Raw genomic sequence first — 23,930 nt, 5'->3', positions numbered from 1 at the left:
GCGGGATCCACGGCCCGCCCGGCCGGAGCCGGGCGGACGGCGGGCGAGCGGCGGAGGAGAGGCCGGCGCGCCGGGCGAGTGCTCTGAGGTCACTCAGGTCACTCAGGTCACCGGGCGGTCGGGCTGAGGCGTGGTGCCGGGGTTCGGCCGGGGCGTGCCCGGGTCCGAGTGCGGCGTCGCGGGGCCGGGCTGGTTCGTGGCGGCGTGGGGCGCGCCGATGTGCGGGTGGTACGACGCCAGGGACCAGATCACGAAGAAGTCGATGCCGACCATGATCAGGGACCAGATGGGGTTGTACGGCAGGAACATGATGTGGGCGATCATGCTCAGCGCGGCGAGCACGATGCCCACCACCCGCGCCCAGGCCATCCCCATCAGGACGCCCGCACCGGTGAGCGTCACCACGATGCCGAGGCCGAGGAGGATCCAGCCCCACCCGGTGAGGTCCACCTTGTAGACGTAGTCGCCGAAGCGGCGGTACACGTCGTCGGACGCGATCGCGGAGATGCCCTGGAGGATCGCGAGGATGCCGTCCATCAGCATCAGCACGCCCGCGAAGACGGTGCCTCCCGCTGCCCACCCTCCGTGCCGTATGGGGGATGTGTCATGGGCCGTCGGTTGCGTCTGCTGCTGGGTCATGGCCGCACCTCCGCCGTGGTCGCCCCGAGCAGGTCGTACGTACGACGATCCGGCTCACCCGCCCGGGTGACCACGGGAACTACTCCGAACGGGTGAACGACACGGAAGACCGGCCGTCCAGGCGTCCGGGCTCAGGCGGCTCAGGCGGCTCAGGCGTCCGGGTGCCCGGCCGTCCGGGCGCAGGCGGCTCAGGCCATCCAGAAGAAGACGGCCGTCATCCGCTTCTCCGCCAGCGACTGCCCGAAGTACCCGGTCGCGCTGTGCACGAGGTTGGCGTTGTAAAGGAGCAGGCGGTTGTACTTGTGGGGGACGCGGACGTCCTCCTCGAAGGCGTCGGGGGCGACGAAGCGGGTGCCGAGGGCCTCGACGAGGTTGTTGTGCGGGGCCTGGACGACGTTGCCGCCGAGCCGGCCGCCGGGCAGGGACTGGCGGTAGAAGCTGGTGCCGCAGTCCTTGGGCACGTGCGGGTTGAGGTACAGCACGGCCGCGTACCGGCACAGCGCGCGCGAGTCCGTGTGCGGGCGCGGCTCGCTCTCGCCCTCGCCGACCACCTGGACGCAGTTGTGGTTGAGAGTGCCGCCGCCGGGCGCCCGCTGCACCCACAGCTCCTTCGCCCCGGTCGCCTTCTTCACCAACCGCTCGATGCGTCCGAGTTCGCCCGGCTCCAGTCCGGGCATGGCGCGCAGTCCGGGCCAGGTCTCGGAGGTGTACGGGTACCCCTCGACCCAGTCGTCCTTGGCCAGGCAGCGCTCCCGTACGGCGTCGACGTCGGGCAGCGCGTCGTCCAGGACCCAGTAGTCGCGGCCCTTGGTGGGCTTGCGGTAGGGCAGGACGGGGAGTGCGGCGGGCCTCGCGGGCCATGGCTGTGGGGGCGGCTGTGGGGGCATGCGGCGAATCTAGAACCGTGCTTCCCCTGCCTTCTCCCGAGGAATGGTCAACCTTTCACCAACTGCCGTGACGGCCGCGGCCGGTGGCAGCAGGTGGGGCCGCTGGCGCGGCTGCGAGGGGGCCGCGAGGGGTGACGCGGGTGGGGGCTGCGGAACGCGTCCGGAATTTTTACCCGGAACGTCGATACGAATCGCCTCCGCATCCGTACTGCTGTGCGTCCGAACCGCTCTTGGGCGGGATTCACGTGGCAGGAGGTACGGTGCGCTTTTCGCGGAACGCGACGGGAACGCTCTTCGTGGGCGGTGCGATGGCCCTGACCCTCGCGGCACTCGCCTACCCGGGCATGCTCGGCCTGGACACGGTGTCCGCCTCGCAGACACGCCTGGTCGCCAACACCCAGTGGGGCCCTCTCACCGAGCAGGACCGCGACTTCGTGGTGAAGGTACGGGCCGCCGGTCTGTGGGAGTACCCGGTGGGCCAGATAGGCCTGCAGAAGGGCACCACGAAGGGTGTCCTCACCGCGAGCAAGCACCTGATCGACGGGCACGCCGCGCTGGACGCCTCCTGCCGCAAGATCGCGCCGATGCTGAACATCACGCTGCCGAACCTGGCGAGCCCGCAGCAGCAGGGCTTCGTGGCCACCCTGAAGTCGGACAGCGGAAAGAAGTTCGACTCGGACTTCGCCAACATCCTGCGCATGACCCACGGCTCGATCTTCAACACGATCGCGAAGATCCGCTCCACCAGCAAGAACTCCCTGGTGCGGGCCCTCGCCGACCAGGCCAACGACACCGTGCTCGACCACATGACGGTGATGGAGAAGACCGGTCTGGTCGACTTCGACCAGACCATCTTCCAGCAGACCACCCCGCCGAAGCTGCCCACCACGGACCTGACCCCGCCGCCCCCGGTGCCGGGCCAACCGGAGGTGGTGCTCACGCCTCCGGCGAACGCCACGTCCACCCCGCTGGACCTGAGCGGCCTGACCGGCGGCGGAGCGGGAAGCGGCGCCCCCGCCGCCGGGGCTCCCCCGACCGTCGGCTAGCCCGCTCCCTGACACGGCGAGCCGGCACGCTTCCCGGGCACGGCGGGCCGGCACGCTCTCCGGACACGGCCTAGGCGAGCCAGACGGTGGTGTCCGGCGGGAGGATGCCCGCCGGGTTCAGCGGGGCGCTGGACGCGAGGATCTCACCCGGCGGGAGCGGCACACTCGTGTCGCCGGTGTTGGCGACGCACCGCCAGCCCGGCCCGCGGCCGAAGTCCAGGACGCCGGCCGGGGCTCCGGTCGTCCAGGTCAGCGCCTCGCCGTCGAGCAGCTTGCGGCGCAGCCGCAGCGCGGTGCGGTACAGCTCCAGGGTCGAGCCCTCGACACCGGCCTGCGCCGCGACGGCGTACGCCGCGAACGACTCCGGCTGCGGCAGCCAGGCCCCGCCCGGCCCGAAGCCGTACGACGGTCCCGTCGGCGTCCACGGCAGGGGAACCCGGCAGCCGTCCCTGCCCTTGCGGGTGTGACCGGTCTGCGTCCACACCGGGTCCTGGAGCACCTCGGCGGGCAGGTCGGCGACCTCGGGCAGGCCCAGTTCCTCGCCCTGGTAGAGGTACGCGGACCCGGGCAGCGCCAGCATCAGCAGCGTCGCGGCCCTGGCCCGGCGCAGGCCCCTCTCCCGGTCGACCGCCGGCGCGGTGCCGCCGGACAGCAGCCACGCGTCGGAGTCGGTGCCGGGCGGGATCACCAGCCGGGAGGCGTGGCGCACGACGTCGTGGTTGGAGAGGACCCAGGTGGCCGAGGCGCCCGCGGCGTGCGCGGTGGCGAGGGAGCCGGTGATGACCCGCCGCAGCTCCTCCGCGTCCCAGCGGGCCGCCAGGTATTCGAAGTTGAAGGCCTGGCCGAGTTCGTCGGGGCGGGCGTACAGGGCCCGGCGGGTGTCCGGGACCCAGGCCTCGGCGACGGCGGTGCGGGGCGGGTCATAGGCGTCGAAGATCGTGCGCCAGTCGCGGTAGATCTCGTGGACCGCGTCGCGGTCCCAGTAGGGGTGGCTGCCGGGCGGCACGAGCAGCAGGGCGTCCTCGCCGGTGGCGCCGAGGGCTGCCACGTCCCGGAGCGGCTCGGCGAGGTCCTTGGACAGTCCGTGGGCGACGTCGACGCGGAAGCCGTCGACGCCCCGGTCGGACCAGAAGCGCAGGGTGGTGCGGAAGTCCGCGCGGACCTCCTCGGCGTCCCAGTTGAGGTCGGGCTGTTCGCGGGCGAACAGATGCAGGTACCACTCGCCGTCCGGGACCCGCTGCCAGGCGCTGCCGCCGAACACCGAATGCCAGTCCGTGGGCGGGAGTTCGCCGTGCGCTCCGCGCCCCAGGCGGAACACGTAGCGGTCGCGGGCGGCTGATCCGGGGCCGTCCCGCAGAGCCTCCTGGAACCAGGGATGCAGGTGCGAGGTGTGGTTGGGGACGATGTCGACGACGATCTTCAGGCCCAGCCGGTGGGCCTCGGCCACCATGGCGTCGAAGTCGTCCAGGGTGCCCAGCCGCGGGTCGACGTCCCGGTGGTCGGCGACGTCGTAGCCGCCGTCCGCGAGTTCCGAGGGGTAGAAGGGGCTCAGCCACAGGGCGTCGACGCCGAGCGTGGCCAGGTGGTTCAGGCGCTCGGTGACGCCCCGGAGGTCGCCGAGGCCGTCCCCGTCGGCGTCGGCGAAGCTGCGCGGATAGACCTGGTAGATGACGGCCTGCCGCCACCAGTCGGGGTTCCTGGACGAGAGGTCTGCCATACGGGCTCCGTTCGGACGGGACGCCGGAGGGGACGGGACGCCGGAGGATCGACGCTACAGAATCTGTCCACATCACCCCGAAAGGGAACCTTCCCGGAGCCACTTCGAACGTTTGCCCGAATGAGCCGCTCCGCTCCTTCCTCGCCGCCGGCCCTGGACCAGATGCGCGGCACCGTCCCGGTATCGCCGCCGACCGGCCGTCCCGGAGACGTACGACGGCCGGAACGGAGGCGTACGACCGGCCGTCCCGGAGGCGTACGACCGGCCTCCCCGGAGGCGTACGACGGCCGGGCCGGTCGCGCCGTACGGCGGTTTCCCCGGGGTCCCTCACCCGGACGGCCCGGAGCGCTGGTGAGCGGGTGCGGGCGGTGATGCCGTGGGAGCAGGCACCCCACCCGACGGCCCGCCCAGGAGGCCTCCGATGACCGCTGTCATACGCACCCGTGGCCCCCGGGGCGCCGTCGCCCTCGCCGTCGGCCTCCTCACCCTCACGGGCTGCGCGACCCTCGGTCTCGAGACCCCGGCGACCGCGCCGCAGCCCCTGCCCACGATCGACAGGCCGAAGCCGAAGCCGAAGGAGCCGACGCGGGGCGACGGCTCCACGCTCACCGACGCGCAGGCCCAGGCCGCGCTCCTCACCGAGACCGACCTCGGCGCCCCCTGGGCGGCGACGCGCGGGGCGGCCACCTGGCGGGACGGGCTGCTGAAGGCGACCACCGAGGCCGGGGACTGCCAGCCGCTCCTCGACGCCCTCTACACCGACGAACTCCTCGGCGGTCCCTCCCGTGTCGCCGTCGGCCTCGACGACGCCGACACCGACGCCCAGCTCCGCTACCAGATCGGCGCGCGCCGACCGGCCGACGTGGACACCACGCTCGACTGGCTGCGGACGATGCCGGCCAAGTGCGCGAGGTTCACGGCCACGACGGAACTCGGACTGACCGAGGACGTCCAGGTCACCGACGCCCCGCTGCCGGAGGTCGGGGACGTCCGCCAGGGTCTGCGCGTCACCCTCGCGGCCGTCTCCACCGAAGGAGAGGACGAGGCCTTCCTCACGCTGGACGTGGCCGCCGTCCGCGTCGGTGAGGACGCCTTCGCCCTCACCAACGGCGGGCTGGGCGACGTGCCGAACGACGCGACCCAGGCCGCGGTCCAGATCGGCGCGCTCCGCCTGGCGGACGTACGCCGGCAGGGGCGGGCGCAGGTCTGACCGCCCGCCCCTACAGCGGTGGCTGGGCCGGGGCCGGGCCCAGGGTGGTCGTGCCCGGGGCCGTGCGGTGGCCGAGGCCGGTCCGGTAGGCGTCGAGGGCCGCTTCGGTGCGGCCGGTGCGGCGCAGGAGGTCGCCGAGGAGGCGGCAGAGGTCGGCCAGGTCACCGGCCGCGCCCGCGCGTTCGAGGAGGCTGAGGGCGCGGACGTAGTGCTCCTCGGCGGACTCGGTGTCGCGGGCGTCTTCGGCGATGATGCCGAGGAGGCGGTGCGCGGCGGCCGCGTGAACGGCGCCGCGCTCGGAGGAGAAGTCACCGAGGACGCCGTCCAGCAGCGTGGCGGCCTCCGCCGACTTGCCGCGCCGGTGCAGGACGTCGGCCAGCTCCACGGCGGCCTGACTGCGGTAGAGGGCCGCACGGGTCTCCGAGAGCATGGTGTGGGCCTGCCGCAACTCGGCTTCGGCACGCTCCAGTTCGCCGTTCTGGGCGTAGACGTAGCCGCGCATCCAGTGGCAGTTGGCGAGTTCGGTGCGCAGTTGCAGCTGCCGGTACAGCTCGGCCGCCTTGGCCAGGGAGGCGTCGGCCTCGGCGACACGGCCCTCGGCGAGCAGGGTGCGGGCGACCGAGCGGTGCATGCGGGCGATCAGCACGGGGTCGGCGGCCCGCGGGGCGAGCGCGAGGGCGAACTCGGCGGCCTGGGCGGCACGGGCGTGGGCGCCCATGTCCATGTAGGGGCCGATGACGCTGGCGTACAGGAGCAGCAGGGCGTCGGGGTCGTGCAGGCCACCGCGGTTGAGTTCGTCGAGCGTGGACTCCAGGAGGTAGACGGCGTACCGGAGTTCGCCCCCGAGGTAGTGGGCGACGGCCCGCCCGCGCAGGGCGGGCACCCGGACCGGCAGGGACTGACCCGCCAGTTGCTCCTCGGCGCCCTCGAAGTACTCGTGCGCCTTGCCGAGTTCACCGGTCTCCAGCGCGCTCTCGCCGAGCCCGAGCAGCGCGTCGGCCCGCTCGGCGCCGAGTTCGTGCCTCTCCGCCTCCGCCAGCAGCTCCGCGTACTGCGCGGCGGCCTCCTCCGCCTTGCCGTCGGCCAGGGCGCGCCGCGCCTCGGTGAGCCGCAGCCGCAGATCGGTGGCGAGACCGGCGGGCCGGCCGACGGCGAGCTCGTCGAAGGCGACCCCGAGCCGGCCCGCGATGTGCCGCAGCGCCTCGTCGGAGGCCCTGACCCGGCCGGCCTCCAGGGTGGAGATGTAGGCGGGGCTGTAGGCGGGCTCCGCCAACTGCCGTTGGGTCAGCCCGCGCTGGGTGCGCAGCTGCTGCACACGCCGTCCTATGACCTCTGGTTCGTCGCGCTCCCGCATTCCCCCGCCCGCCCCCAACTCTCTTGGCGCCTCTTGCCGTTGGCGCCCCACAGCCCCTAGGTTAAACGGCGGGTTAAGCATGCTTGATACGTCGCTGTCATTGCGAGGTCGCCGTGCTCGGACGTACTTCCGCGCCCTACGGACGCCCCGACACCCTTTCCCCGCCGCGGCTTCCCGCCGGCGCCAGGAGCCCCGTCGCACGGGGTGTCGCCGCCGCCGTGATCGCCGTAGCGGCCCTGATCGCGGCATCGGCCGCGGGCCCCGCCCGGGCGTCGGACACCCCCGCGCCCCCGCCGCCGGCCCGGCACGCCCAGCGCTGACCGGTCCCCGCCGGCACCGCCGGCACGTGACCGCGCGGACCGCGCCGACCCCCCTGGCCGCCTTGGCCGCCTTGGCCGCCCTCACCGCCAACGCCAACGCCACCTGAAACACGGCCAGTTCAAGATCACGCATACTCTCGGGTAAAACGTGGCCCAAGATCCGGGAACCGTTCTCCGCAAAGCGGGACCGATCGACGGTTGTACGAGAGTGGAATATCTCACCGTCAGGACTTGACGGCGAACAGCGTGTCTAAGGTGAGCCATCCCGTCTGCCCGCGCCGTGGCGTGCCCGCCCGGCCGCCGGGCCGGGATGCCTTGCGGGGTCAGGGGCCGGGGGGCCAAGGGTGGGGGAGGGCACGGAGATGACGGACAGCAGCGTGCACACGAAGGCGGACTCGACGCCACCCGCCGGGAACGGGCGCCCGGGAAAGGACGCAAGCCGCCGCGAACGCGACGCACGGCGTGACTCGCCGCGACGCGGGGGCCGAATACTCCGCTGGTCCGCGGCGAGCCTGGCGTTGCTCCTCCTCGGCACCGCCGGCGCGGGCTACCTCTACTACGAGCACCTCAACCACAACATCAAGAAGGCCAAGCTGAACCTCGGCGAGTCCGCCGCGCCCGAGGCGACCCCGAACGCCGCCGGCCAGACGCCGATGAACATCCTGCTGATCGGCTCCGACAGCCGGAACACCGCGAGGAACCTCAAGCTCGGCGGCTCCAGGAACGACGTGGGCCGACCGCCCCTCGCGGACGTGCAGATGCTGGTGCACATCTCGGCCGACCGCAGCAACATGTCCGTCGTCAGCCTGCCCCGCGACACCATGATCCCGATCCCCAAGTGCACCGACCCGAAGAACGGGCACGTGTACGACCCCATCCCCCTGGCCATGGCCAACCGGTCGCTGGAGCGCGGCGGCCCTGGCTGCACCGTCGCCACCTGGACGGAACTGACCCATCACCGGGTGCACATCGACCACTTCATGATGGTCGACTTCTCCGGCGTGGTCGACATGGCCGACGCCATCGGCGGTGTTCCGGTCTGCGTCGACCAGAACGTCTGGTCACGCCACGGCTCGGGCCTGAAACTGCGCAAGGGCAAGACCAAGGTCATGGGCGAACAGGCCCTGCAGTGGCTGCGCACCCGCTACGGCTTCGAGGACGGCACCGACATCGGCCGCACCCACGCCCAGCACATGTACATGAACTCGATGGTCCGCGAGCTGCGCAAGAACGCCCAACTCGGCAACCCCGCCGAGATGCGCAAGCTCGCGGAGGCCGCGACCAGCGCACTCGTGGTCGACGAAGGCCTCGACACGATCAAGAAGCTGTACGACCTCATGGGCGAGATGCAGAAGGTGCCCACCAAGCGGATCACCACGACCACGCTGCCCGTCGTGGAGTGGCCGCAGGACCGCAACCGGCGGATGCCCGCCCCCGGCAATGCCGACCAGGTGCTCTCGATGATCAGTGACGACACCCCGATGGACGGTCGCGCCGCCCAGCACGAGCCCGAGCAGCAGTCCACGGACGACGCCGCCCCGGCCGCCGACATCGCGGTGCAGGTCCGCAACGGCACCGGGTCGGCCACCCGCGCCCCGGCACCCCAGCGGGGCGACGCGATCGCCCAGGTCCTGCAGGGCAAGGGTTTCACCAAGGCCCTGCGGGACAGCACGGCCGCCTCCGAGACCGACACCGTCATCCAGTTCCCGAGCGCCGACCTGGAAGGCGACGCCCAGGCGGTGGCCAAGGCGCTCGGCATCCCGCCGGGCCACGTCCACAAGTCGACCGACGTCTCGGGCATCACCCTGACCGTCGGCGCCGACTGGCGCACCGGAGACGCCTACCCGAAGGGCACGACCCCGAACAAGCTCCCGGCGAGCGCGGCGGTGCAGCACGGCGACGAGGAGGGCTGCATGAAGGTCCAGGAGGGGTACACCTGGTAGGGCCGAAGCGGTCCGGAAGACGGCGTCAGGGCCGAGGCGGCCCGGAAGACGCCGGCTGAGGACCTCAGCCCGTCGGCAGCTCCCGCAGCTGCCGCTGGACGTTCTCCAGCGCGCCCTGCCGGCGCCCCGGCACCCGAAGCCTCAGCTGCGCCAGTTCGGGCCCGAGTTCACGGGCCCGCGCCACGTCGTCGATACGGCCCCACTGGTGATGCGCCCGGTCCGCGGCCGCCTCCACGGCAGGCGCGTCCACCGCCTGGCCCGCCGCCAGCCGCACCCCGGCGACCCGCAGCCACGCCCGGCAACTGCCCGCCGCGTCCCCCGCGAACATCGCCAGGTCCGCCCGCACTTCGGCCCAGTGCAGCGCCTCGGCGGAGGCGGGACCGTACGCCCGTACGACGCTCTGCTCGTACCGGGCGGCGAGCACGTCGGCCTCGGCGTGCCGGCCGGACCGGACGGCGGCGCTGATGGCGGCGTGGGGATCCATGCCGGTGTCGGGCCGTACACCGCCCGGCCCGTCCGGGGGAGTCTGCTGGTGAGGCACTCCAGGACGGTACGGGGACCCGGGCGCGAAGCCGCCGGGTCCGGCCAGCACCATGTCCCGGCCGGCGGCACCGGAATCGGCGATCCGCGCGAGCGCCTGCGCGTGCAGCCGCTCGAGCGGCGGCCGGTGCCCGCTGCGCAGCAGCGTCGCCACCGCCTTCATGTACGACGGCTCGGCCGGTCCCCGCCGGCCGGACGGCGGCGGGGCGACACGGCCGTAGACGGCCGCCGTGCGGCCGGAGTCCAGGGGTCGCTCGGCCAGGTGCCGCCAGGCCTCCGCGTCCGCGTGCAGGTCGACGACGAGCGCGGTGTCCGCGGCCGAGCGGAGCCGCAGCTCCTCCCTGATCCAGTGCCAGGGCAGCGCGGTGTAGCGGACGGTGGCCGGTGTGGTGCGGGCCAGCGCCAGGTGGGGCAGGCGCTGGCGGCGGTCCAGATGCAGCTGCCCGGTGAGGTACACGGTGAGCGGTCCGGGCGCCGCCGCGGCGGCGCGCAGCCGGGTCAGGACGGCCTGCGGGTCCAGCGGGTCGGCGAGTTCGACCACGTTCGCGGTGCCGGTGCCGGCCAGCACGGCGGGGGCCACCGCGGCCAGGACGGGCAGCACGCCGGCCGCGTCCACCAGCCGCCCCCGGCCCAGTGGCGAGGCCGCGAGCAGCAGCACGGTTCCGGGCATCGTCCCTCCCCTGTGGGTCGCCCTGCGGCCCTGCGCGAGCCTGCACGTCAGCACCGTAGCCGCTGCTGGTGCAAAGGGGCGCCTCAGGCCTGCAAACGCCTCCGTACGGGGGCGTTGCCGGAGAGGCGCCGGACGGCGAACACCGTGGTGTCGTCCCCGAGGTGGCCCTGGCTGTGCCGCACCACGCCGTCGCGGACGCGGCGCACCAGCCGCTTGGGGTCGGCCCGGCGCGGGTCGGCCGCGATAGCGCGGACCACCTCGCGGGTGAGCGGGTAGAACTCCCCGGCACGGTCGCGGGCCTCGGTCACCCCGTCGGTCACCATCAGGAGCGTCTCGTCGCGGCCCAGGCGCACCCGGTGCACGGGCGGGCGGCCCTCGGTGAGGTCGCCGAGCCCGATGGGCAGGCAGTCGCCGCAGGGCAGCACGCGGACGCCGTGGGGGCCGACGGCGAGCGGGGGTTCGTGACCGAAGTTGACCAGCTCGACGGCGTCCGGGTCGTCCTCGGGGAAGCCGAGCAGCACGGCGGTGGCGAACCGGTCGCTGTCGTTCCCGCCGAGCGCGGCGACGTGCCCGCGGTGCCGGTGCATGCGTACCTCCAGCCGTTCGGCGACGGTCGCCAGGTCTGCCTCGTGGTATCCGGCCTCCCGGAAGGTGCCGAGCAGTGCCGCCGCCGTCTCCACCGCGCCCAGGCCCTTGCCCTGTACGTCGCCGACGAGGACGCGGGTGCCGTGCGGGCCGGGCTGGATGTCATAGAAGTCGCCGCCGACGCGGGCGTCGCTGTCGGCGGCCAGGTACACCCCCGCGTGTTCCAGGCCGGCCCAGTCGGGCGGCAGGGGGCGCAGCACGGTACGGCGGGTCGTCTCGGCGATGTCCTGCATGTGCAGGGACTGCCGCTCCTGACGCACGCGCGCGGCGGAGGCCAGCACGGCCAGCGCACCGCCGACCGCGACCAGGGCGAAGTCGGTGGTGCCGGCCCGGTACTGGTCGGGGTAGACGGTGTCCACGCCGACGTAGGTCACCAGGGACAGCAGGGCGAACCCGGTGGTCGTCCACACGCCGCAGAGCGCGGCGGCGATACCGGGGACCAGGACGATCCAGGAGACGATCCGGAATCCCTCGCCCGTCTCGAGGTCCACCAGCACGATGCCCATGAGCAGCACGAGCGGCGGGACCCAGGCCACGCTGTGACCGCGCACCCTCAACACCTGCCGCCGGTGCCGGTACTCCATCTGCGTCACGGCGGGCAGCCCTCCATGCCTCTCAGCGAAACACGCGGGCACACGCGCCGCATCCGGGCATCCGGGCACCCGCGCCGCATCGGGGGCGGGCACGCGCCGTATCGGGGCACGCACCCCCGCCCCGGCCGAGTTGCCGGGCCGACCCCCCAGGTGTGCCCTGGAAGGCGGGGGCGAGGAGAGACGAGGAGAGAGAGGAGTGCTCCCATGGCTCATGCGGCACCCGCACCCGGCGGCACGCCCCGCACCGGCCGCACCGGCCGCACACCCGGCGCCGCCGGCGCGGTCCCGGCCATCGCCCAGCGTCCGCCCGACGTCTTCGACACGCGCACCCACCGGGTCGGCCGGATCGTGGTGCCGGTCCTGCTGGCACTGGTCTACGGCTACTGGGCGGCCGCCAACCGCCGCAGCGGCGGCCCCATCACCGGCTGGAACGTGCTGTTCGGGTTCGTGACGGCGATCGTGTTCGCGGTCCTGCTCATCGCGCTGCTGACGGCGATCCCCCGTGTACGGCGGGAGGCGCACGCCCTGATGTGGGCGGTGTTCGTCGGCTGCGCGTTCGGCTTCCTCTACAGCCAGACCGGCGACTCGATGTACCGCTCGGTGGGCATCTCGCTGCTGATCGCGGCGGCCACGTTCGTCATCTTCTTCTACCGGTTCTACACGCGTGAGGACGCGGTGGGACAGCGGGTTCACTAGGGGGTGTCGTTTGGATCAGCTCGGGTCAGCGACGCCCCCTAGGTAACGCCCCGAGGCGTCCGGCCTCCCGGAACCCCGCGGAGCCCGTGCCCCGTGCGTGGGCCCTGCCTCCCGGCCGGGCCCACGCACTCCCCTGTTCCCTCCTCAGCAGCCGCCGGGCTCGCTCCACTCACCCGGCGACCTACCCGCCCCGCTCCGGGGACGCGGCCCGCACACACACGGGTGTCCGAGGTCCGCGGGGCCGGAGGGGGACGCGTGGGACACGTGGCCGAAGCCGCCTTGTCCCATGCACCAGGAAACACCCGTTCGGGTGAACCCTCCACCGGAGAACGGGATCCCCAGCCGCACCACAGGGAGGGGGTGTTCGGCTTGACTTTTCGCTCGAATGTACGCATATCACTCGCGCGCGGGGGTCCGGGGCCGTTGCCTGGAAGGGTGTCCCCCCGTCTCAGGAGCGTCCTGTCAGCCGTGCTGATCGCCCTGGCCTGCCTGCTCGTGCCGTTCGGCGCGCTCGGTGCCTGGGCGGCCTACACGCTCACCGACACGGGCCGGTACGTCACCACGCTGGCGCCGCTCGCAGCCGATCCGGACGTACGGGAGGCCGTCGCGGAGACGGTCGGAAACGACATCCTGCGCCAGGTGGACCAGCACATGGACGTTCGCCCGGTACGCGGCTCGGTGGTCCCCTTCGTGCACGACGCGGTGCGCTCCTTCACCCAGACCCGCGCCTTCCAGATGGCCTGGGACACCGGCAACCGGATCACGCACGACGCCGTGCTGCGCGCCCTGCGCGAGGAGGGCCGGGCCGAGGACGCGACGCAGGGCCCGGTGACCGTCGACCTCGCCCCCGTCACCGCCCAGGTCAAAGAGCAGCTCACCCAGGACCACATGCCGCTCGCCGCCCGCATACCCGTGGAACACACCGCGGTGTCGGTGCTCTCGGCGGGCGAACTGCGCCATCTCCGGAAGGGGTTCCACGTGCTCGAAGTCGCCGGTTTCTGGCTGCCGGTCGCGGCCGTCACGTTCGCCGCCGCCGGGATCGCCCTCGCCGTCCACCGCCGCCGCGCCGTCGTGGCCACCGCCCTGGGCGCCGCTCTGGGCGGCGGCCTGCTGGCCCTCGCCCTCACCATCGGCCGCAGCCTGACCCTCACCGACCTGCCGGCCGGCATACCCCACCCGGCCGCGGGCGCGGTCTACGACGCCCTGACCGGCACCCTGCGCACGGCCTCCTGGGTCCTCCTCGGTCTGGGCCTCACGGTCGCCCTGATCACCTGGCTCACCCGGCACCTGCGCCCCGCGCGACGCCGGCGAGATCCCGCAGCGCCCGCACCAGCACCCGCTCCGGCACCGACCCGAGCCCGAGCCTGACGGCGTCCGGGGTGCGGCCGGGCCCCGCCGAGAAGGCGGTGCCCGGGGTGACCGCGATGCCGCGCGCCCTCGCCGCCGCCGTGAAGGTGTCGGCCCGCCAGGGGGCGGGCAGCCGCCACCAGACGAAACAGGACGCGGGATCGGACCGCACGGCGAAGCCGTCCAGCTCCCCGGCGGCCAGCCGCTGCCGCCGCCGCGCGTCCCGCCGCTTGGCCGCCGCCAGCCGGTCCACGGTCCCGTCCCCGATCCACCGTACGGTCGCCTCCAGCGCGAAGGAGCCCGCGCTCCATCCCCCGGACCGCACGGCCCGCGCCACCGCCTCGGTCCGGTCGGCCGGCACGACGGCGAACCCGGCGGTGAGCCCCGGCGCGACCCTCTTGGACAGCCCGTCGACGAGGTGGACGAGCCCGGGGGCGAGCGCGGCGAGCGGCGGTTCACCGCCCGTGTGCAGGAAGGACCAGACGCGGTCCTCCACGACCGGTATCCCCAAGCTGTGGATGGCGTCGGCCAGTTGGGCGCGCCGTTCGGTGCCCATGGTCAGCGAGGTCGGGTTGTGCAGGGTCGGCTGGAGGTAGAGCGCGGACAGGGGAGCGGTGCGGTGGGCGGCCGCGACCGACTCGGCCAGCGGTCCCCGTTCGTCGCAGTCGAGCGGGACGAGGAGGGCGCCGAGCCGGGCGGCCGTCTCCCTGACCAGCGGATACGTCAGCGCCTCGACCCCGATCCGGCCGCCCGGCCGGACCAGGGAGGCGAGGGTGGCGGCAATGACCTGACGGGCGTTGCCGGCGAACAGGATCCTCGCCGGGTCGGGCCGCCACCCACCGGTGGCCAGCAGCCCCGCGACCGCCACCCGGGCGGCGGCGGTCCCGGCCACCGGGGCGGGCAGGTGCAAGCCCTCGGCCAGGGCGTCCGGCCGCAGCAGGGGCGCGAGGGCCGGGGCCAGCAGCTCCGACTGGCCGTCCACGACGGGGTAGTTCAGCTCAAGGTTCACCGGCGCGGCACCGGCGGCCGCCTCCGTCAGGGAACGCCCCGGCTGCGCGTCGGGCTCGGTGGCCCTCACGAACGTCCCGCGTCCGACCTCACCCACCACCAGCCCTCGGCGCGCGAGTTCGCCGTACACCCGCTCCGCGGTCGAGGCCGCGATCCCGTGCCGGCGCGCGAACGCCCGCTGCGGCGGCAGCCGTTGCCCCGCCCGGAGCCGCCCGCCGGCGATGTCGGCCGCGATCCGGTCGGCGATGAGCCGGAAGTCCCTCACAAGTCTCCCTGAGGTCGAGCCAGTCGGATTGCACCGAGGGCAAAGATTTCATTGCACCGAGAAGCGGGCGAACCCTAGGGTCGATCACATGCCGCCCTTCCTCGCATACGACGACAAAGGCCCCGAAACCGCGACCGCGCGACTGCCTCTGGTCCTCGTCCACGGCCACCCCTTCGACCGCACGATGTGGTCGCCGCAGGTCGCGGAGTTCTCCACCGGCCGCCGGGTGATCGCCCCCGACCTGCGCGGCTACGGCGCCTCCCCGGTGACCCCCGGCAACGTCCCGCTCTCCCGGCACGCCCGGGACATCGAGGACCTGCTGGACCTCCTCGGGGTGGACACCTTCGTCCTGGCCGGCCTGTCCATGGGCGGCCAGATCGCCATGGAGTGCTACGCCCGCTTCGGCGACCGCGTCCGGGGCCTGGTCCTCGCGGACACCTTCCCCGCCCCCGAGACGCCCGAGGGCCGGCGGAGCCGCGCCGCCATGGCCGACCGGCTGCTCGCCGAGGGCATGCGCGGCTACGCCGACGAGGTCCTGGAGAAGATGGTCGCGCCCGGCGCCGACCCCGGGGTCAAGGCCCACGTGCACCGCATGATGACGGCCACCTCCCCGCAGGGCGCCGCCGCGTCCCTGCGCGGCCGCGCCGATCGCCCCGACTACCGTCCCCTGCTCACCAGGGTCACCGCACCGGCCCTCGTCGTGGTCGGCGCGGACGACACCTACACCCCGGTCTCCGACGCCGCGGCGATGCACGCGGCCCTCCCCGACTCCCGGCTGCACGTCGTCGAGACGGCGGCGCACATGCCGAACCTGGAACGGCCGGAGGATTTCAACAAGGCGCTCGACCTGTTCCTGACGACGATCGACTGACCGCCGGCGCCGGCGGCCCGCTCGCGGTGGGCTCAGCCGAGCGGGGCGGGGCGGGGCCGGGGCCGGGCAGGGCCGGGCGCAGCCGAGCGGGACCGGGCAGAGCCGAGCAGGGCCTGGCGACGCCATGCACCACACGGCCCCGGCCCGCGCCGGAAAGGCCGAAGGCCTGGCTCGGAGCGGCACGGCACCACACCCGGCACGGTGCAGCTCGGCGCGGCCCGGAACCGCTCGCGAGAGTGCCGCGCCGCCGCCCGGCCGCCCGGAACACCCCCGAACACCACGCACCGGCCCGGAACGTCCCGGCCCCGAGCCAGAGCCGACCCGGAGCATCCCCGAAACCGACCCGGAACCGCTCGCACGAGCGATGCCCCGGCCCCGGTCCCGGCCCCGGACCGACCGCGCGACGATAATGGGCGTATGTCCCGCGAGTTCCCCATCGGCCTCACCCCTCCCGACTGGCTGGTCCGGAACCTCCGTCCCCAGCAGGCGCCCGTGAACTGGGCCGCCGCCACCCGGGCCGCCATCGCCATGGCCCTGCCCCTCGCGATCGGCTTCGCGACCGGATACCCCGCCTACGGCGCGCTCGCCTCCATGGGCGCCCTGAACGGCGTCATCGGCGACACCGCCGACGCCTACCGCATGCGCGTCATCTTCATCGCCATCCCCCAGTTCGTCGGTGCCGTCGGCGTCATCCTGGGCACGCTGGCCTTCGGCCAGGGGTGGTACGCGGTCGCCATCGTCACCGCCGTGGCGCTGGTGTCCGGGATGATCTCCACGATCGGCGCGGTCGCCTCCGTGTCGGGACTGCTGCTCCTACTCAACTGCGTCGTGGGCGCGGGCCTCCCGCTGCCCCACCCCTGGTGGCTGGCGCCCGTGCTGATGACCGGCGGCGGCCTGCTCGTCCTGGCCCTGGCCCTGCTGGGCTGGCCACTCAGGGCCGGGGTGCCGGAGCGCGCCTCGGTCGCCGTCGTGTACCGCGAAGTGGCCGACCTGCTCGCGTCCTGCGGCAGCCCGGACCGGTACATCAGCAACCGTTTCGACGTCACCCGGGCGCTGAACCAGTCGTACGACCTGATCCTCTCCCACCGTGCCCGCCACCACGGCCGCAGCCAGGAACTGACCCGGCTGCTGGCCCAGTTGAACGCGATCACCCCGGTCATCGAGGCGGCACCCGCCGTCCACCTGGCCGGCCGGCCGCTCCCGCCGGGAGTCGCCGAGGCGGTGCGCCGCCTGGCCGACGCCGTCGAGACCGGCCGCACCGGCCACCCGGACCTGCCGATCCTCCCCCTGCCCACCACCGAGACCTCCCGGGCCGTGGACCACGCGCTGCGGCACGTCGCCTCGGTCGTCGCCGCCCCCGACGTCGACCCGCACGGCGTCGACGACCGCTTCGGCCGGCCCGGGCTCGGTGTCCGCACCGCCCGCGCCACCCGCACCGTCATGCTGTCCGCGAACTCCTGGCGCTACGGCCTGCGCCTGGCGCTGTGCATCGCCATCGCCCAGTCCCTGGTCTCCCTCATCCCCGTCCCCCGCTCCTACTGGGTCGCCCTCACCATCACCTTCGTCCTCAAGCCCGACTTCGGCTCGGTCTTCTCCCGGGCCCTGCTGCGCGCGCTCGGCACGGTCGTGGGGCTGGTGATCGCCGCGGCGGTCCTGACGGAGGTGCCGATCGGCTGGTGGGACGTCCCCACGATGGCGCTCCTGGCCCCGCTCGTCCCCGTGCTCACCCCGCGCGGCTACGGCTTCCAGACCGCGGCGATCACCCCGGTGATCCTCCTCGTGTCCGACATCCTCAACCACCAGGGCACGGCCCTGCTGCTGCCCCGCCTCCTGGATTCCCTCATGGGCTGCGCGATCGCCCTGGTCGCCGGCTACCTCCTGTGGCCGGAGAGCTGGCACACCCGGGTCGGCGACCGCCTGGCGGACGCGGTGCTGGACACGACGGCGTACATCGAGGCGGCGTTCGGCCCGGCCACCGACCCGACGGCCCGCGCCCGCATGCGCCGCCTCCTCTACCGCGACCTGTCCGTCATCCGCACGGAGTTCCAGCGGGCCCTGACCGAACCCCCGCCCACCGGCCGCCGCGCCGCCGCGTGGTGGCCACTGGTCGTGGCGGTGGAACGCATCGTCGACGCGACGACGGCGGCCCACGTCCGCGTCCGCCACGGAGCCGCGCCGCCGTCCCCCACCGAGGTGCGCCACCTGGCCCTGCAACTCCGCGAACTCGCCGAGGGCGTACGGGAGGCCGACACCCTCACCGCCATCCCCACCCATCTGACCGGCCCCGCTGACAGCGTCCTCGAACCCCTGCGCCAAGAGGTGGCGGCCGCCCGGGCCGTCGCGACACCGCACTGACCGTTCCGGCGAGCGACGGAAACCCCTGCCAGGGCCGTTAACCTTACGTGTCCGTCCTGGCCAGGGATCGACGGCATCAACTCACGCGAAGGGTTGCGCACATGGGCATTCTGACTCTCCTGCGGAACGCATTCGGCCGCGGCCGCAAAGGCCGTTCCGCCGAAGCGGAGAGTGCGAATACAGCACCTTCGCAGAACCACCTCGACCAGACACCTCAGGTCCCCGAACCCCGCTCCGAACACGACTTGGTCTCCAAGGCCTTCGACAACGTGACGGTCCCGAGGCAGGGAACCGAACCACGCCAGGAAGCCGAGACCGAGGCCGAGGGCACAGCCGAGCAGCAGCTGGCTGAGCCCGAAGCCAAGGCAGAGGCTGAGGCCAAGGTCGAGGAGCAGCCGACGGCTGAGGCCGAGGTCGAGAACGCGGCTGAAACGAAGCCGACGGCCGAGGCAGAGGCTGCCGCGACCGAGGCCAAGGCCGAGGACACCGCTGAGCACCAGCCCGCGGCTGAGGCAGAGGTCGAGGTCGAGGACGCCTCTGAGGCGGAGCCGACGGCTGAGGTCGAGGCTGAGGCCAAGGCCGAGAAGCAGCCGACGGCTGACACCGAGCCGACGGCCGAGGCAGAGGTGGAAGCCGAAGCGGCGAGCGAGACCGCGGTCGAGCCCACCACCGAGGCTGAGGCGAAGACCGAAACCGAGGACGTGCCGGAGGCCGCAGCACAGCCCGAGCCCGTGGCCGAAGCCGCCCCGGCGGACGAGGCGGAATCCGAGATCCTGCCCCCGGCCGAGCCCGAGCCCGCGGCTGAAACCGCGGTAAAGGCCGAGGCGGAGGCCGAGGCTGTGGCGGAGCCCGAGGTCGAGATCGAGTCCGATCCGCAGGCTGCGGCGGAACCCGAGCCCGAGCCCACGAACGAAGCCGAAGCCGAAGCCACGGTGGAGGCCGAGACCGAGACCGAGCCGGAGGCTGTGGCAGACCCCGAGCCGGCCGCCGAGGCCGAAGCGGCTCCTGCCGTGAAGCCGGAGTCGGCCCCCGAACCCGCGGCCGAAGCCGAGCCGCAGCCCGAGCCCGAGGCCGCGCCTGAGGTGAGCCCGGAAGCCGAGGTCGAGTCGGCGGCCGGGGCAGAGGCAGAGGCCACTGCGGTGGCCGACGCCGAAGCCGAGGCCACGGCTGAAACCGAGGCGGAGCCGCAGGCTGACGCCGAGGCAGCGGTCGACGCGAAGGCGGAAGCCGAGCCCGAGCCCGAGCCGGTCACCGAGATCGTCGCGCAGCCGGTAACCGAGCCCGCGGCCGAGGCCGAGGCCGAGCAGGACACCCAGCCGGAGAACGACCCGGCGGACGCCGACGGCGAGGACGCCCCACAGGAGGCACCTGCACCCGGCAACGAAACCCGCACGGGTGGTGCGGGTGGGAACACGACCGACGCCGAAGGCGAAGCCGAGGCGGAGGCAGCCGCAGAGCCGGAGCCGCAGCCGGAGCCGGAGACGGAGGCAGAAGCCCCCCTCACCCCCACCACCCTCGCCGACCCCACCGACCTCCAGACCCGCACCCCCTCCCTCACCACCGCCTACACCGCCGCCGCCACCACCCTCGAGAAGACCGGCCTCACCGGCACCCGGGCCAAGCTCTACCTGGTCCTCGACCGCTCGGCGAGCATGCGCCCGTACTACAAGGACGGCTCCACGCAGGCCCTCGCCGACCAGACCCTCGCTCTCGCCGCCCACCTGGACCCCGAGGCCACGGTCCACGTCGTCTTCTTCTCCACGGAGGTGGACGGCACCGCCGACCTCACCCTCACCCCGGACCACGAGTCCAAGATCGACGACGTCCACGGCACCCTCGGCCGCATGGGCCGTACCAGCTACCACGTCGCCGTGGAAGCCGTACTCGCCCACCACGGGAAGAACACGACCCCGGACACCCCGGCCCTGGTCGTCTTCCAGACCGACGGCGCCCCCGACGCCAAGACCCCCGCCACCCAGTCCCTCACCGAGGCCGCGCAGAACCACCCCCGCGTCTTCTTCTCCTTCGTGGCCTTCGGAGAGCACGACAACAAGGCCTTCGACTACCTCCGCAAGCTGAAGACCGACAACACGTCCTTCTTCCACGCCGGCCCGACCCCCCGCGAACTGACGGACACCGAGCTGTACGAAGGCGTACTCGCCTCCTGGCGACCGTAAACGCAGGTGAACCCGGGGAAAGCCGGGGCGGGAAAGCCAGGGAGAAGCCGGGGAGAACCCGAGTAACCCCCCGTATCCCCACCCCCACTCCCCGTACCCCCCATGTGCCGCCCGCTTCCCACCCCGTAAAACGGGAAGCGGGCGGCATACACACGTCGGCTACGATTTCAAGGTTCGTACCCGTAGCGACCTGGGAGCAGCCCCCGATGGCTCGACACCTCATCACCAGCGCCCTTCCGTACATCAACGGGATCAAGCACCTGGGCAACATGGTGGGGTCCATGCTCCCGGCGGACGTGTACTCCCGGTACCTCCGCCAGCGCGGCGAGGACGTCCTCTACATCTGCGCGACCGACGAGCACGGCACCCCGGCCGAGCTGGCCGCCAAGGACCGGGACCTGCCGGTCGCCGAGTTCTGCGCGCAGGCCCACGACGCGCAGAAGGCGGTCTACGACGGCTTCGCGCTGGCCTTCGACTACTTCGGCCGCAGCTCCTCCGCCGAGAACCGCGAGATCACCCAGCACTTCGCCCGGAAGCTGAACGAGAACGGCTTCATCGAGGAGCGGGCGATCCGCCAGGTCTACTCGCCCACCGACGGCCGCTTCCTGCCGGACCGCTACGTCGAGGGCACCTGCCCGCACTGCGGCTACGACAAGGCCCGTGGCGACCAGTGCGAGAACTGCACCCGCGTCCTGGACCCGACCGACCTGATCGAGCCGCGCTCGGCGATCTCCGGCTCCACGGACCTGGAGGTCCGCGAGACCAAGCACCTCTTCCTCCTGCAGTCCAAGCTGCAGCACGAGGTCGAGGAGTGGGTCGCCCGGCACGAGGCGGACTGGCCGCAGCTGGCCTCCTCCATCGCCCGCAAGTGGCTGACCGAGGGCCTGCACGACCGCGCGATCACCCGTGACCTGGACTGGGGCGTGCCCGTCCCGGCGGACACCTGGCCGGAGCTGGCGGCCGAGGGCAAGGTCTTCTACGTCTGGTTCGACGCCCCGATCGAGTACATCGGCGCGACGAAGGAGTGGGCGGACCAGAACGCGGACGACCGCGACTGGAAGTCGTGGTGGTACGACGCCGACGCCGACGTCCGCTACACGCAGTTCATGGCCAAGGACAACGTCCCGTTCCACACGGTGATGTTCCCGGCCACCGAGCTGGGCGTGCGCGAGCCGTGGAAGAAGGTCGACTACGTCAAGGCCTTCAACTGGCTGACGTACTACGGCGGCAAGTTCTCCACCTCGCAGAAGCGCGGCGTCTTCACCGACCAGGCCCTGGAGATCCTCCCGGCGGACTACTGGCGCTACTTCCTCATCGCCAACGCGCCCGAGTCGGACGACTCGTCCTTCACGTGGGAGCACTTCACCGCCACGGTCAACAAGGACCTCGCCGACACCCTCGGCAACTTCGTCAACCGTGTCCTGTCCTTCTCCCGCAAGCGCTTCGGCGACGACGTCCCGGCGGGCGGCGAGCCCGGCGAGGCGGAGGCGAAGCTGGGCGAGGAGATCGCGCGCCTGCTCGCCGAGTACGAAGAGCAGATGGAGGCTCTCCAGTTCCGCAAGGCCGCCGCGGCCCTGCGTGCCCTGTGGTCGGCCGGCAACTCCTACCTGGAGGAGAAGGCCCCCTGGCTGGAGATCAAGACCGACAAGGACGGCGCGGCCCTCACCCTGCGCACGGCGATGAACCTGATCCACCTCTACTCGGTGGTCTCGGAGCCCCTCATCCCGGCGACGGCGAAGGCGATGCGCGAGGCGTTCACCCTCGCGGACGACACGGCGACGTGGGTGACGGCCGACGAGGCCCGCGCCCTGACCGCCGTCCCCGCCGGCACCCCCTTCACCGTCCCGCCGGTCCTGTTCGCCAAGCTGACGGACGAGGACCTGGAGACGTACAAGGAGCGCTTCGGCGGCACGGAGGGCTGACGCCAGGCCCCTCGCAGGCAGCACCGACGCCGGCTCGTCCCGTGAGGGGCGGGCCGGCGTCGTCGTGCACGCGGCCGTTCAGGCCGCGTACCCCAGCGCGAGCGCGGCGACGACGGGGGCGGCGTAGACGAGCGGGTAGGGAACGTGGGTGTACCAGCGCGCCCGGGCCACGGTGACGGCCGCGCCGGCGAAGTACGTCACCAGCGCCACCCCCGCGATCACCCCGATCACCGGGACGAACAGCCCGGCCACCAGCCCCAGGGCTCCCGCGGCCTTGGCGAGCCCGAGCCAGGTCCACCACGGCTCCGGCACCCGGTAGTCCTCCAGCGCCCGGACGATCCACTGGGCGCGGGCCAGCAGCACGGCACCGGAGAAGCCGGCCATGAGGGCGGCGAGAAGGGTGACGACGATGTGGGCGATGTGCATGGCGTGCTCCCGTGAATCGGTCGGCCGAGGTACGGACACCTCACTGACGACCACGCCCCCACATGTGTGACAGCTCCCGGACTGAACGTTCCCTCGCCCCTCGAACGAGTGAACCCGATCCGGTCCACCGGCACCCGTCCCTGGCGCCTCCTAGCTTCCACTCATGGTCACATCAGCTCAAATGGAGGCACATCATGACGTTCGTGAACTACTTCCCGGGCCGGGGCACTCTGATCGAGCGGACGTTCCTGGAGGGCGAAGCCAAGGGCGAGGCCAGGGGTGAGGCCAAGGGTGTTCTGCGGGTCCTCGAAGTCCGCGGCATCCCCGTCTCCGACGACGCACGCGAACGCATCCTCACCTGCACCGACCTCGAACGTGTCAACGACTGGCTCGACCGGGCAGGTTCGGTCGACCACGCCGAGGACCTCTTCACAGGGACCACCTACACCCCCGCACCTCCCTCGGCCTGAGGAACACCGGGGCGAGGCACGCGAACACCTGACGTCGGGTCTGGCAGAGTACGGGTCCCGTGAACCTCCCCGAACCCCACCGCAGGCTCCTCGCGGACGTCGTCACAGCCGGAAGCCCGTACGTCCTGGTACTGGCCGGCGGTTACGCCCTCCAGGCGCACGGCCTGCTCCGCCGCCCGCATGCCGACCTCGACTTCGCCACCGAGAGCCCCGAACCCATGGACCGGATCGCCGGCGCGCTCGGTGCGGCACTGGAGGCGCGGGGCCGGCAGGTGCGGGTGGAGTCCGTGAGCACGCTGACGGCCCAGCTGACGGTGACCGATCCGCCCACCGGCGAGACCTGCGCACTGGCCCTGCACAAAGAGGCCTTCTGGCAGCCTCCCGAGCTCACCGACCTCGGACCCGCCCTCTCCCTGGAGGACGCCGTCGGCACCAAGATCCGTGCCCTGTACGACCGGGGCGCGGCCGTCGACCTGATCGACGCACAGGCCGCGGCGGCCCGATTCCCCCTGCCCGGCCTGGAGGAACTGGGGCGCCGTCACGCCTACGACACCTTCGACCTGCCCACGCTCCAGTCCCGCCTGACCGGCACGGACTTCTACTCCGACGGCGACTTCATGCGGTACGGCCTGACGGAACCACAGGTCGCCGAGGTACGCGCCTGGGCCCAGCACTGGTCCGACGACATCGCCGAACGGCTGATGGAAGACGGCGCGTCACCCGACGAGGAGTCCGAGGAAGGGGCCGAGGAGGAGTCCGGGGAGGGGTCCGGGGCGAACCCGGGCGCGTGACAGCCCGGCCGACCAGGCGCACGCACACGCACACGCAC

18 protein-coding genes and 1 pseudogene are annotated in these 23,930 nt (G+C 72.9%); 11 read left to right on the top strand and 8 right to left on the bottom strand.

Annotated elements, in window-relative coordinates; translation table 11 throughout:
* Positions 1 to 222: 222 nt before the first annotated feature.
* A pseudogene (locus tag OIB37_RS19665) lies at positions 223 to 639 on the bottom strand (DUF7144 family membrane protein); the annotation flags it as partial.
* 188 nt (positions 640 to 827) lie between these two features.
* A complete protein-coding gene (locus tag OIB37_RS19660) occupies positions 828 to 1,526 on the bottom strand; it encodes a DUF6445 family protein (protein WP_330458915.1) in 699 nt (232 codons plus the stop codon).
* A gap of 296 nt (positions 1,527 to 1,822) precedes the next feature.
* On the opposite strand from OIB37_RS19660, the gene OIB37_RS19655 reads away from it, so the two are divergent.
* Positions 1,823 to 2,572, top strand: coding sequence for a DUF4142 domain-containing protein (locus tag OIB37_RS19655; protein ID WP_330461898.1), 750 nt, complete (start codon positions 1,823 to 1,825; stop codon positions 2,570 to 2,572).
* A gap of 70 nt (positions 2,573 to 2,642) precedes the next feature.
* Here OIB37_RS19655 and OIB37_RS19650 read toward each other — a convergent pair whose 3' ends face one another.
* On the bottom strand, positions 2,643 to 4,289 hold the full coding sequence (locus OIB37_RS19650) for a glycoside hydrolase family 13 protein (RefSeq protein ID WP_330458914.1): 1,647 nt from the start codon (positions 4,287 to 4,289) through the stop codon (positions 2,643 to 2,645).
* 421 nt (positions 4,290 to 4,710) lie between these two features.
* Between OIB37_RS19650 and OIB37_RS19645 the strand changes: the two genes are divergently transcribed.
* On the top strand, positions 4,711 to 5,499 hold the full coding sequence (locus tag OIB37_RS19645; protein WP_330458913.1) for a hypothetical protein: 789 nt from the start codon (positions 4,711 to 4,713) through the stop codon (positions 5,497 to 5,499).
* A gap of 10 nt (positions 5,500 to 5,509) precedes the next feature.
* Here the strand turns inward: OIB37_RS19645 and OIB37_RS19640 are convergent, their stop codons facing one another.
* The gene (locus OIB37_RS19640; RefSeq protein ID WP_330458912.1) at positions 5,510 to 6,853 is read right to left on the bottom strand and encodes a helix-turn-helix domain-containing protein; all 1,344 of its coding nucleotides are present in this window, start codon (positions 6,851 to 6,853) and stop codon (positions 5,510 to 5,512) included.
* A gap of 682 nt (positions 6,854 to 7,535) precedes the next feature.
* Between OIB37_RS19640 and OIB37_RS19635 the strand changes: the two genes are divergently transcribed.
* Positions 7,536 to 9,116, top strand: coding sequence for an LCP family protein (locus tag OIB37_RS19635; RefSeq protein WP_330458911.1), 1,581 nt, complete (start codon positions 7,536 to 7,538; stop codon positions 9,114 to 9,116).
* Between the two features lie 64 nt (positions 9,117 to 9,180).
* Here the strand turns inward: OIB37_RS19635 and OIB37_RS19630 are convergent, their stop codons facing one another.
* The gene (locus OIB37_RS19630) at positions 9,181 to 10,326 is read right to left on the bottom strand and encodes a hypothetical protein (protein WP_330458910.1); all 1,146 of its coding nucleotides are present in this window, start codon (positions 10,324 to 10,326) and stop codon (positions 9,181 to 9,183) included.
* Positions 10,327 to 10,409: 83 nt separating this feature from the next.
* On the bottom strand, positions 10,410 to 11,555 hold the full coding sequence (locus OIB37_RS19625; RefSeq protein WP_330461897.1) for a PP2C family protein-serine/threonine phosphatase: 1,146 nt from the start codon (positions 11,553 to 11,555) through the stop codon (positions 10,410 to 10,412).
* Positions 11,556 to 11,768: 213 nt separating this feature from the next.
* Between OIB37_RS19625 and OIB37_RS19620 the strand changes: the two genes are divergently transcribed.
* Together OIB37_RS19620 and OIB37_RS19615 are read left to right on the top strand one after the other, a co-directional pair.
* Positions 11,769 to 12,260: a hypothetical protein gene (locus OIB37_RS19620; protein ID WP_330458909.1), complete on the top strand. Its 492-nt coding sequence runs from the start codon at positions 11,769 to 11,771 to the stop codon at positions 12,258 to 12,260.
* 435 nt (positions 12,261 to 12,695) lie between these two features.
* Positions 12,696 to 13,628, top strand: a complete 933-nt coding sequence (locus OIB37_RS19615) for a hypothetical protein (protein ID WP_330458908.1) — start codon at positions 12,696 to 12,698, stop codon at positions 13,626 to 13,628.
* Here OIB37_RS19615 and OIB37_RS19610 read toward each other — a convergent pair.
* Entirely contained in the window at positions 13,537 to 14,880 is a 1,344-nt protein-coding gene (locus tag OIB37_RS19610) for an aminotransferase-like domain-containing protein (protein WP_330458907.1), read from the bottom strand. The two genes, OIB37_RS19615 and OIB37_RS19610, sit on opposite strands and share 92 nt — an antisense overlap.
* A gap of 88 nt (positions 14,881 to 14,968) precedes the next feature.
* Here OIB37_RS19610 and OIB37_RS19605 point away from each other — a divergent pair, with 88 nt between their 5' ends.
* From OIB37_RS19605 to metG, 4 genes are all read left to right on the top strand, one after another.
* Complete coding sequence (locus OIB37_RS19605) at positions 14,969 to 15,751, top strand: alpha/beta fold hydrolase (RefSeq protein WP_330458906.1); 783 nt, start codon at positions 14,969 to 14,971, stop codon at positions 15,749 to 15,751.
* Positions 15,752 to 16,168: 417 nt separating this feature from the next.
* Entirely contained in the window at positions 16,169 to 18,106 is a 1,938-nt protein-coding gene (locus OIB37_RS19600; RefSeq protein ID WP_330458905.1) for an FUSC family protein, read from the top strand.
* A 101-nt stretch (positions 18,107 to 18,207) separates the two neighbouring features.
* A complete protein-coding gene (locus OIB37_RS19595; RefSeq protein ID WP_330458904.1) occupies positions 18,208 to 20,283 on the top strand; it encodes a VWA domain-containing protein in 2,076 nt (691 codons plus the stop codon).
* A 206-nt stretch (positions 20,284 to 20,489) separates the two neighbouring features.
* Positions 20,490 to 22,205 (top strand): methionine--tRNA ligase, encoded by a 1,716-nt coding sequence (gene metG / locus OIB37_RS19590; protein ID WP_330458903.1) that lies wholly within the window; start codon positions 20,490 to 20,492, stop codon positions 22,203 to 22,205.
* A 78-nt stretch (positions 22,206 to 22,283) separates the two neighbouring features.
* Here the strand turns inward: metG and OIB37_RS19585 are convergent, their stop codons facing one another.
* Entirely contained in the window at positions 22,284 to 22,631 is a 348-nt protein-coding gene (locus tag OIB37_RS19585) for a DoxX family protein (RefSeq protein ID WP_330458902.1), read from the bottom strand.
* 194 nt (positions 22,632 to 22,825) lie between these two features.
* On the opposite strand from OIB37_RS19585, the gene OIB37_RS19580 reads away from it, so the two are divergent.
* Together OIB37_RS19580 and OIB37_RS19575 are read left to right on the top strand one after the other, a co-directional pair.
* Positions 22,826 to 23,101 carry a hypothetical protein gene (locus tag OIB37_RS19580; protein WP_330458901.1) on the top strand — a complete coding sequence of 92 codons (276 nt, stop codon included), beginning with the start codon at positions 22,826 to 22,828 and terminating at the stop codon, positions 23,099 to 23,101.
* Between the two features lie 59 nt (positions 23,102 to 23,160).
* On the top strand, positions 23,161 to 23,892 hold the full coding sequence (locus OIB37_RS19575) for a nucleotidyl transferase AbiEii/AbiGii toxin family protein (RefSeq protein ID WP_330458900.1): 732 nt from the start codon (positions 23,161 to 23,163) through the stop codon (positions 23,890 to 23,892).
* Positions 23,893 to 23,930 lie beyond the last annotated feature (38 nt).

Source organism: Streptomyces sp. NBC_00820 (genome assembly GCF_036347055.1).
Lineage (GTDB): Bacteria > Actinomycetota > Actinomycetes > Streptomycetales > Streptomycetaceae > Streptomyces.
This window is presented reverse-complemented; position numbering and strand designations above follow the sequence as displayed.